Origin of the sequence: Streptomyces sp. SM1 (assembly GCF_002910825.1) — a bacterium.
GTDB classification, from domain to species: domain Bacteria; phylum Actinomycetota; class Actinomycetes; order Streptomycetales; family Streptomycetaceae; genus Streptomyces; species Streptomyces okerensis.
In genome coordinates this window covers 1-8,936 of record NZ_NEUB01000687.1, presented here as the reverse complement: position 1 = coordinate 8,936, position 8,936 = coordinate 1, and the positions used below count along the sequence as shown (strand labels likewise).

Below are 8,936 nucleotides of genomic sequence, written 5' to 3'. Positions count from 1 at the left end.
GGTAGCCGTCTCCGTCTCGGGCGGGTGGCTCAGCCGTCCCGGAGACCCGCCCTCGCGAACTCCCGCATGCCCTCCTCGAAGCCGGTCCCGGGTCTCCAGTCCAGCTCGGCCCGCAGGCGGGCGGAGTCGGCCGTGATGTGGCGGACGTCGCCCAGGCGGTACTCGCCGGTGACGACCGGGTCCGGGCCGCCGTACGCCAGGGCCAGGGCGCGGGCCATCTCGCCGACCGTGCGGGGTGTTCCGCTGCCGGTGTTGTACGCGGTGAACATCCCGGCGGCGGGCTCCGCCTCCAGCGCGGCGGCGTTCGCCGCCGCCACGTCCCGTACGTGGACGAAGTCCCGGCGCTGGCCGCCGTCCTCGAAGACGCGCGGGGCCTCGCCGCGGGCCAGCGCGGAGCGGAAGAAGGAGGCGACGCCCGCGTACGGGGTGTCGCGGGGCATGCCGGGGCCGTACACGTTGTGGTAGCGCAGCGACACCGCCGAGCCGCCCGTCGACCGGGCCCACGCGGCGGCCAGGTGTTCCTGCGCCAGTTTCGTCGTGGCGTACACGTTGCGGGGATCGGCCGGGGCGTCCTCGCCGACCAGACCGGGCTCGAGGGCCGCGCCGCACACCGTGCACGTGGGCTCGAACCGCCCCGCCGCCAGGTCGGTGACCGCCCGCGGCCCCGGCCGCACCACCCCGTGGAGGGCACACACGTAACGGCCCTCGCCGTACACGACCATCGAACCGGCCAGCACCAGCCGGGCCACCCCCGCCTCCGCCATCGCGGCGAGCAGCACCGCCGTGCCGAGTTCGTTGCGGGAGACGTACTCCGGCGCGTCGGCGAAGGAGGTGCCGAGGCCGACCATCGCCGCCTGGTGGCAGACCGCGTCCACGCCGGACAGCGCCTCGCGCACCGCGCCGGGGGAACGCACGTCCGCCGTCGGATCGGTGCGGACGTCGAACACCACGGGCTCGTGCCCGCGCGCCCGCAGCGCCTCGACGACATGGGAACCGATGAACCCGGCACCGCCGGTGACCAGTACACGCATGCGCCCACGTTAGGTCCGCGCCGCGTCCGGAAGCGGAGCCGCGCCCGGCCCGTCACCGGTCCGTAAGACCCGCCCCGCCGCTCAGCGGGAACCCGCGGCCGTGTCCCCGTACGGGCGGGATGCCGGCAGGCGGACGGTGAACACGGTCGCCCCGGCCCGCCGCCCAGTTCGATGTCGCCGCCGTGTGCCCGTACCAGTGACCGGGCGACCGCGAGGCCCAGGCCGCTGCCTCCCCGGTCGCGGCTGCGGGCCTTGTCGACGCGGTAGAAGCGGTCGAAGACCCGTTCCCGGTCCTCCGCCGCGACACCGGGGCCCGTGTCGGTCACCCGCACCAGCGCGGACTCCGGGTCACCGGCCACGGACACCGCCACCGCCACCGGGGTGCCGGCCGGGGTGTGCACGGCGGCGTTGGTGAGCAGGTTGTCCAGGACCTGCCGGATACGCTGCGGGTCCAGGCGCAGGACCAGCGGCCCGGTACCGGCCGTCACCGTCAGCGGATGTCCCGGGTGGCCCGCCCGGAACGCGTCGGCCGCCTGCTGGACCAGCTCCACCAGATCCGTGTCCGCCGGCCGCAGCGGCGCCTCCACCTCCGCCGCGTCCAGCCGGGCGAGCAGCAGCAGATCGTCGAGCAGCACCCCCATCCGGGCGGCCTCCGCCCGCAGCCGGGCCAGATGGCGTTCGCGTTCGGCGGGCTCGTTGGCGGCCGCGTACTGGAACAGGTCCGCGTAGCCGCGTACGGACATCAGCGGGGTGCGCAGTTCGTGCGAGGCGTCCGCGACGAAGCGGCGCAGCCGCGACTCCGCTGCCGCGCGGACCGCGAGGGAATCGTCGATGTGCTCCAGCATCGTGTTGAAGGCGGTGCGCAGCTCCGCCACCTCCAGGCCCCCGTCGCCCCCGTCGCCCCCGTCGCCCCCGTCGGCGCGCAGCGGCAGCCGGGCCGCGGACTCCGTCAGGTCGTGGGAGGCGATGCCGTGCGCGGTGTGGGCCATGTCGCTCAGCGGCTTCAGACCGCGCCGCAGCATCCGCCGCCCGGACACCACCAGGGCGAGCAGTGCCGGCGCGAAGACCACGACCTGCACCGTGATCAGCTGTTCGACGGTCTGCTCGACGTCCTTCACGGGAGCGGCGCTCACCAGCACCACCCCGGGTTCGACCTCGCAGCCGCGCAGCAGGTAGGTGCCCTCGCCGTCGATCCGCGCGGTGCGCGTCAACTCGGTGCCGGAGTGCGTCATCGCCCGGGCGAGACCGGCCAGCGCCCGGGTGTCGTCGGGGACGTCGGAGGGCTTGCGCAGCGTGACCGTGTCGCGCCGGACGCGGAGACGTCGTACACCGCCGTGTACCAGCCGTAGTACGGCTTCCGCTCGACGGTGCCGTGCGCCGCCGCGTCCTTGGCCTGCACGGTCTGGATCAGCTTGAGCTGGTCGCCCAGCCGCCGCTCCAGATAGTCGTGCACGTACGTGGTGAGGGCGGTGCCGACGACCGCGAACACGGCGAGCGACAGCACCCCGAGGCCCAGCGTCAGCCGGGTGCGCAGCCGCATCCTCCGGCACGTGTCCCGCAGCCGCCGGAGAGGCGCGGTCACTCGGCCGCCTGCCGGATCACGTACCCGAAGCCCCGCACCGTCTGGATCAGCGGATCACCGGCACGTCGTCCAGCTTGCGCCGCAGCCGGCTGACCACCAGCTCCACCACGTTGGAGCGGCCCCCGAAGCCGTACTCCCACACGTGGTCCAGGATCTGCGCCTTGGTCAGCACGGTCGGCGAGCGGCGCATCAGATAGCGCAGCACCTCGTACTCGGTCGGCGTCAGCGACAGCAGCCGCTCCCCGCGCCGCACCTCACGGGTGTCCTCGTCCATCGTCAGGTCCGCCACCCGCAGCACCGACCGCTGGAACCCCGGCCCCGCGCTGCGCCGCAGCACCGTCCGCAGCCGCGCCATCAGCTCCTCCACGGCGAACGGCTTGACCAGGTAGTCGTCCCCGCCCCGGGTCAGCCCGGCCACCCGGTCGGCGACCCCGTCCCGCGCGGTGAGGAACACCACCGGCGCCATCGTCCCGGAGCGGCGCAGCCGGTCCAGGACGCCGAAGCCGTCGACGTCCGGCAGCATCAGGTCCAGCACCACGATGTCCGGCCGGAACTCGGCGGCGCGGCGCAGCGCCTCCTCACCGGAGTTGGCGGTGACCGCGTCCCAACCCTCGTACCGGGCGACCGTCGCCACCAGGTCGGCTATCGGCGGGTCGTCGTCCACGACGAGGAGTCGTACTTTTTCCACCCGCCCATACTGCGGCACCCGGCCACCGGGGCCGGAGGCCGGTGCACATCCGCGTTCCGATCGATACGTCGCCCCCACCCTGACCGAGGCGGACGCGGTCGCGACGGCGGCCTTCGCGCTGGGGCGGGAGGGGGCCGCGTGGGCCGCCGCGCGTCCCGACTGCGAGGTGTTCGCCGTGACCGCGGACCGGTGGGTGCGGCGCACGGCGGGGTTTCCCTCGGTGGAATCGGGGCAGGTGGCGGCGTAGCCCGGGGCCGTTCCGGCCGGGGTGCGGGGTTCCGGGGTTCTGCCAGAGGCGCCGTTTACACTCGTCCGGCGACAGAGCGAGCGACCCCGGTCAGAAACTTCCGCCACCCGAAGGGCATTCGGCGTCTTGATACGGATCGATTCAGTCACGAAGCGGTACCCGGACGGCACGGTGGCGGTCGACCGGCTGTCGCTGGAGATTCCCGACCGCTCGATCACGGTCCTCGTCGGGCCCTCGGGCTGCGGCAAGACGACCACCCTCCGCATGATCAACCGGATGGTCGAACCCACCGAGGGAACGATCCTGCTCGACGGTGAGGACACCCGGCGGCAACCGGTCACCACCCTGCGCCGGTCCATGGGGTACGTCATCCAGAACGCCGGTCTCTTCCAGCACCGCACGATCGCCGACAACATCGCCACCGTCCCCCGCATGCTCGGCTGGGGGAAGCAGCGGGCCCGGGAGCGGGCGGCGGAGCTGATGGAGCGGGTGGGTCTGGACAGCGCGCTGGCCAAGCGGTACCCGTACCAGCTCTCGGGCGGCCAGCAGCAGCGCGTCGGCGTGGCGCGGGCGCTCGCCGCGGACCCGCCGGTGCTGCTGATGGACGAGCCGTTCTCGGCCGTCGACCCCGTGGTGCGCAAGGGACTGCAGGACGAACTCCTGCGCATCCAGGACGAGCTGGGCAAGACCATCGTCTTCGTCACCCACGACATCGACGAGGCGGTCAAACTCGGCACCATGGTCGCCGTCCTGCGCGAGGGCGGCCGACTGGCCCAGTACGCGCCGCCCGCCGAGCTGCTGTCCGCCCCCGCGGACGGTTTCGTGGAGGACTTCCTCGGCGCCGACCGCGGCATCCGCCGGCTGTCCTTCTTCCCGTCCGCCGCGCTGGCGCTGACCGCCGACGCCGTGATCCCGGCCGACGCGAGCGCCGAGCGGATCGCCGCGGCCGGGGCGCCCCACCTTCTCGTCACCGACGCCGACCGCCGTCCGCTCGGCTGGGCCGGCCGCGACGAGCTGACCGCCGGGGACATCAGGACCGACCGGCTGCTGCCGTACGGACGGCCGTTCGTGCCCGGCGCCGACTCGCTGCGGGCCGCCCTCGACTGCGCCGTGCTCTCGCCCACCGGGTGGGCGGTCGCCGTGGACGGCGACGGCCGGGTGACGGGGGTCGTCTCCCAGCAGAGCATCGGCGAGGCGATCCGCGCCGCCCACGCCGAGGTCCGGACCGACCCGGACCCGGCCGGGGCCGCCAAGTGACCGGCTTCTTCGACATTCCCAGCGACCTCCAGCACAGCTGGCTCGGCCTGATCGGGCTGCACATGCGGGAGGCCCTGCTGCCGGTGGCCGCCGGACTGGTTCTCGCGCTGCCGCTCGCCCTGCTGTGCGGCCGCTTCCGCTGGCTGTACCCGCCCGTGCTCGGTGTGACGACCGTGCTGTACGCCGTCCCGTCGCTGGCCTTCTTCGTCGTCCTCATCGACTACACCGGCCAGACCGAACTCACCGTGATGATCCCGCTGGCCCTCTACAGCCTCGTGGTGCTCGTCCCGGCGATCGTCGACGGCGTGCGCTCGGTGCCGGAGGAGACCCTCGCCGCGGCCACCGCCATGGGTTTCGGCCCGGCCCGGCGCTACGTCCAGGTACAGCTGCCGATCGCCGCGCCCGCCATCATCGCCGGTCTCCGGGTCGCCACCGCCTCCAGCATCTCCCTGGTCAGTGTCGGCGCCCTGATCGGCAACCAGGGCGCCCTCGGCAACCTGCTCGCGGCCGCGCAGAAGTACGACCGGCCCGAACTCGCGGTGAACGCCGTGCTCACGATGGCCGTCCTGGCGACCGTGTGCGACGCCCTGCTGGTCCTGCTGCGGGTGCTGCTGACCCCGTGGATGCCCCGCGGCGGCACCCGCCGGAAACCCGCCGCGCGGCGGGAAGAGATCACCCCGGAGGGCGCGGTCCGGTGAACGTCCTGAACTTCATCCACGCCTTCTTCAGCGACAGCGCCCAGTGGCAGGGCTACGACGGCATCCCGCAGCGCTTCTGGGAACACGTCCAGTACTCGCTGCTGGCCCTCGCGATCGCCGCCGCGATCGGCCTGCCCGTCGGCCTGCTGACCGGGCACACCGGACGCGGCGGGAACGCGATCGCCTTCGTCGCCAACGCCGCCCGCGCCCTGCCCAGTTTCGGCCTGCTCGTCCTCGCCGTCCTGCTGATCGGTTTCGGTCTGCTGCCCGTGATGATCCCGCTGGTCGTGCTGGCCGTGCCGCCGATCCTGGTGACCACATACGAGGCGGTGCGCTCCCTCGACCCGGCGCCGGTGGACGCGGCCAGGGGCATGGGCATGCACGAGTCGCGGATCCTCTTCCAGGTCGAAGTGCCCGTGGCGCTCCCGCTGATGCTCAGCGGACTGCGGTCGGCCGCCATCCAGATCGTGTCGACGGCCACCATCGCCGCGTACGTCAGTCTCGGCGGTCTCGGCCGGTACATCATCGACGGCCTTTACCAGCGCGACTACGAGAAGGTGGTCGGCGGCGCCACCCTCGTGGCGGTCCTGGCGCTCGTCACCCTCGCGCTGTTCTGGGCCGCGGGACGGCTGGCGGTCTCACCGGGCGTGCGCAGGCGCTGACACCGCGGCCCGCCGCACCCGCGACGCCCCGGACCCACCCATGCGACAAACCGTGACCACCATGTTCTTGACTGACCGTAAAACGGCTGGATTGGATCGTTGAATGACTTCTACCGCGAAAAGCAGCAGGTCCAGGACGAGGCACACCGGTGCGGCGGCAGTCGCGCTCACCGCCGCGGCGGCCCTGCTCGCGGGCTGTTCCTCCGACGGCACCTCCGACAACCCCCTGGACGGTGAGAAGGCCGAGACGGGAACCGTCGTCGTCGGCTCGAACAACTTCGCCGAGAGCACCCTGCTCGCCGACATCTACGGCGAGGCGCTCCGCGCCAAGGGCCTCAACGTCAGCTACAAGCACAACATCGGCAGCCGTGAGACGACGTACGGGCTGATGAAGAACGGCTCCATCACGGTGCTGCCGGAGTACAACGGCGCCCTCCTCTCCTACCTCGACCCCAAGGCCGGGCAGGAGTCGGCGGAAGCGGTGAACGAGGCCGTCGAGGCGGAACTCGACAAGGCGCTGACGCTGCTGGAGTCGTCCCCGGCCGAGGACAAGGACTCGGTCAGCGTCAACGCCGAGACCGCCGAGAAGCACGGTCTCACCGACGCGTCGACCCTGGCCGACCTCAAGGACATCGCACCGGACCTGGTGATCGGCGGCTCGCCCGAGTTCCAGACCAGGCAGCAGGGACTCAAGGGCCTGGAGGCCGTCTACGGGCTGAAGTTCAAGTCGTTCAAGGCGCTCGACGCGGGCGGCCCGCTCACCCAGGCGGCGCTCACCCAGAACGAGGTCCAGGCCGCGGACATCTTCACCACGGACCCGACCATCGTGAAGGAGAAGTTCGTCGTCCTGAAGGACCCGGAGAACCTCTTCGGATTCGCCAACGTCACCCCGCTGGTCCACAAGGACGCGCTTCCGAAGGAGGGCGTCGACGCGCTCAACGCCGTATCGGCGAAGCTGGACACCGAGACCCTCCTCGACCTCGACGCCCAGGTCCAGCTGGAGAAGAAGGACCCGCTGGACGTGGCCAAGGCCTGGCTGAAGTCGGCCGGACTGGACTGACCGCCGCCGGGGTGCGGCCGGCCGGCCGCACCCCACGGGCGGTTCAGCCCGCCGGTTCCGCCTGCGCGATCAGCCGGTCGATCAGCGCGATCAGCACATCCCGGCTCGACTCCCGCTCCCGCGCGTCGCACAGCAGCACCGGAACACCGTCCGGCAGCGTCAGCGCCTCCCGGATGTCCTCCACCGGGTACGGATGCTCACCGTGGAAGCCGTTGACGGCGATCACGAACGGTATGCCCCGGCGCTCGAAGAAGTCGATCGCGGCGAAACTCGACTTGGGCCGGCGCACATCCACCAGGACCACCGCGCCCAGCGCCCCGAGGGCCAGGTCGTTCCACATGAACCAGAACCGCTGCTGCCCCGGCGTGCCGAAGAGATACAGCACGAGACCGTCCGAGACGGTGATCCGGCCGAAGTCCAGCGCGACCGTGGTGGCACGTTTCTCCTCGACGCCCTCCAGGTCGTCGACGTCCAGCCCCGCCATGGTCAGCGGCTCCTCGGTGCGCAGCGGGGCGATCTCGCTGACCGAGCCGACCATGGTGGTCTTGCCCACGCCGAAGCCGCCGGCGATCAGGATCTTGACCGTGTCGGGTGCCGGACGGTCGGCGGAAGCCTGAGCGGTGGTGTCAGAGCCGGCCAAGGCCCTCCCTCACTTTCTGCAGCAGGTCCAGATCCGGTGCGGTACGGGTGACGGGGTGCGGTGGGTGGGCGGTGATCCGGCCCGCCTCCAGCAGATCGCAGAGCATGATCACGACCACGCTCACGGGGAGGTCCAGACGCGCGGCGAGCTCGGCGACCGCGACCGGCTCGGCGCACAGCCGCAGGATCCGCAGGTGCTCCGGCTGCGGCCGGGCCGCGCCCTCGGGCTGCGGGTCCACGGCCGTCACCGTGGTGATGAGGGTGAAGTCGGCGCGGCTGGGCCGGGTCCGGCCACCGGTCAGGGTGAACGGCCGTACCAGCCGGCCGGCCGAGTCGCTACCGCCCACCTCACACGCCGGGGTCGACGGCGGGCTCGGAGGACTCCCGGGGCGCCGCGCTGAGGTGCTCGCCGATCTTCTTCACCAGCATGTTCATCTGGTACGCCACCACGCCGACGTCCGCGTTCGGTCCGGTCAGCACCACCAGATGGGCGCCGGGACCGGCCGAGGTGAGGATCAGGTAGCTGTGGGCCATCTCGATCAGCGCCTGCCGCACCGGGCCGCCGCGGAAGTCCATGCTGACGCCCTTGCTGAGGCTCATCAGACCGGACGCGGTCGCCGCGAGGCGCTCGGCGTCGTCGCGCAGGAAGCCGGTGGACTTGCTGACCACCAGTCCGTCCTCGGAGAGGACCACGGCCTGGTTCACGTCGGCGACCCGTTCCACGAGTCCGGTCAGCAGCTGGTCCAGCTGGGTGTGGGTGGCGGGGACGGGGCGTGTCATGACGGTGTTCCTTCGTGAGCGGTCGACGGTCGGCGGTCGGCGGGCGGAGTCGTGAACTCGGCGGCGGGCACGGACGCCGGTACGTCCTCGGCGGCGTCACCGTCCTCGGCGGCGTCACCGTCCTCGGCGGCGTCACCGTCCTCGGCGGCGTCACCGTCCTCGGCGGCGTCGCCGGTTCCGTCGTCCCGGGCCTGGCTCGTGCCCCGCTGGAAGCCCGCGAGGGAGGAGGCGGCGCGCTCCGCGCTGAAGTCGTCACCGGGCACCTCACCGGCGTCCGGCGCGGCCTCCTCAC

The 8,936-nt window shown here is 72.5% G+C and carries 8 protein-coding genes and 4 pseudogenes; 5 read left to right on the top strand and 7 right to left on the bottom strand.

The features are described from left to right. Positions 1 to 29: 29 nt before the first annotated feature. The 3 genes and pseudogenes from B9S61_RS19080 to B9S61_RS19070 all read right to left on the bottom strand — a co-directional run bounded on the left by B9S61_RS19080 (position 30) and on the right by B9S61_RS19070 (position 3,301). On the bottom strand, positions 30 to 1,031 hold the full coding sequence (locus B9S61_RS19080) for an NAD(P)-dependent oxidoreductase (RefSeq protein ID WP_103543357.1): 1,002 nt from the start codon (positions 1,029 to 1,031) through the stop codon (positions 30 to 32). An 81-nt stretch (positions 1,032 to 1,112) separates the two neighbouring features. Next, positions 1,113 to 2,571, bottom strand: a pseudogene (locus B9S61_RS19075) (ATP-binding protein). Between the two features lie 38 nt (positions 2,572 to 2,609). Then, positions 2,610 to 3,301: pseudogene (locus B9S61_RS19070) on the bottom strand (response regulator transcription factor). A 67-nt stretch (positions 3,302 to 3,368) separates the two neighbouring features. On the opposite strand from B9S61_RS19070, the pseudogene B9S61_RS42425 reads away from it, so the two are divergent. The 5 genes and pseudogenes from B9S61_RS42425 to B9S61_RS19045 form a co-directional block, all read left to right on the top strand. After that, positions 3,369 to 3,548: pseudogene (locus B9S61_RS42425) on the top strand (FAD:protein FMN transferase); the annotation flags it as partial. A gap of 126 nt (positions 3,549 to 3,674) precedes the next feature. Continuing rightward, positions 3,675 to 4,805 carry an ABC transporter ATP-binding protein gene (locus B9S61_RS19060; RefSeq protein ID WP_181007432.1) on the top strand — a complete coding sequence of 377 codons (1,131 nt, stop codon included), beginning with the start codon at positions 3,675 to 3,677 and terminating at the stop codon, positions 4,803 to 4,805. After that, positions 4,802 to 5,503 carry an ABC transporter permease gene (locus tag B9S61_RS19055; protein ID WP_103543356.1) on the top strand — a complete coding sequence of 234 codons (702 nt, stop codon included), beginning with the start codon at positions 4,802 to 4,804 and terminating at the stop codon, positions 5,501 to 5,503. Before B9S61_RS19060 ends, B9S61_RS19055 begins: the two co-directional genes overlap by 4 nt. Further along, a complete protein-coding gene (locus B9S61_RS19050; protein WP_103543355.1) occupies positions 5,500 to 6,165 on the top strand; it encodes an ABC transporter permease in 666 nt (221 codons plus the stop codon). Before B9S61_RS19055 ends, B9S61_RS19050 begins: the two co-directional genes overlap by 4 nt. Positions 6,166 to 6,268: 103 nt before the next feature. Then, the gene (locus B9S61_RS19045) at positions 6,269 to 7,225 is read left to right on the top strand and encodes an ABC transporter substrate-binding protein (protein ID WP_103543354.1); all 957 of its coding nucleotides are present in this window, start codon (positions 6,269 to 6,271) and stop codon (positions 7,223 to 7,225) included. A gap of 43 nt (positions 7,226 to 7,268) precedes the next feature. Here the strand turns inward: B9S61_RS19045 and B9S61_RS19040 are convergent, their stop codons facing one another. The 4 genes and pseudogenes from B9S61_RS19040 to B9S61_RS40930 form a co-directional block, all read right to left on the bottom strand. Further along, positions 7,269 to 7,865 (bottom strand): ATP/GTP-binding protein, encoded by a 597-nt coding sequence (locus tag B9S61_RS19040; protein ID WP_103543353.1) that lies wholly within the window; start codon positions 7,863 to 7,865, stop codon positions 7,269 to 7,271. Beyond that, on the bottom strand, positions 7,852 to 8,211 hold the full coding sequence (locus B9S61_RS19035; RefSeq protein ID WP_103543352.1) for a DUF742 domain-containing protein: 360 nt from the start codon (positions 8,209 to 8,211) through the stop codon (positions 7,852 to 7,854). The genes B9S61_RS19040 and B9S61_RS19035 overlap by 14 nt, the downstream gene beginning before the upstream one ends. A gap of 1 nt (position 8,212) precedes the next feature. Continuing rightward, positions 8,213 to 8,644 (bottom strand): roadblock/LC7 domain-containing protein, encoded by a 432-nt coding sequence (locus B9S61_RS19030; protein ID WP_103543351.1) that lies wholly within the window; start codon positions 8,642 to 8,644, stop codon positions 8,213 to 8,215. Beyond that, positions 8,641 to 8,936: pseudogene (locus tag B9S61_RS40930) on the bottom strand (hypothetical protein); the annotation flags it as partial. The pseudogene B9S61_RS40930 and the gene B9S61_RS19030, both read right to left, overlap by 4 nt.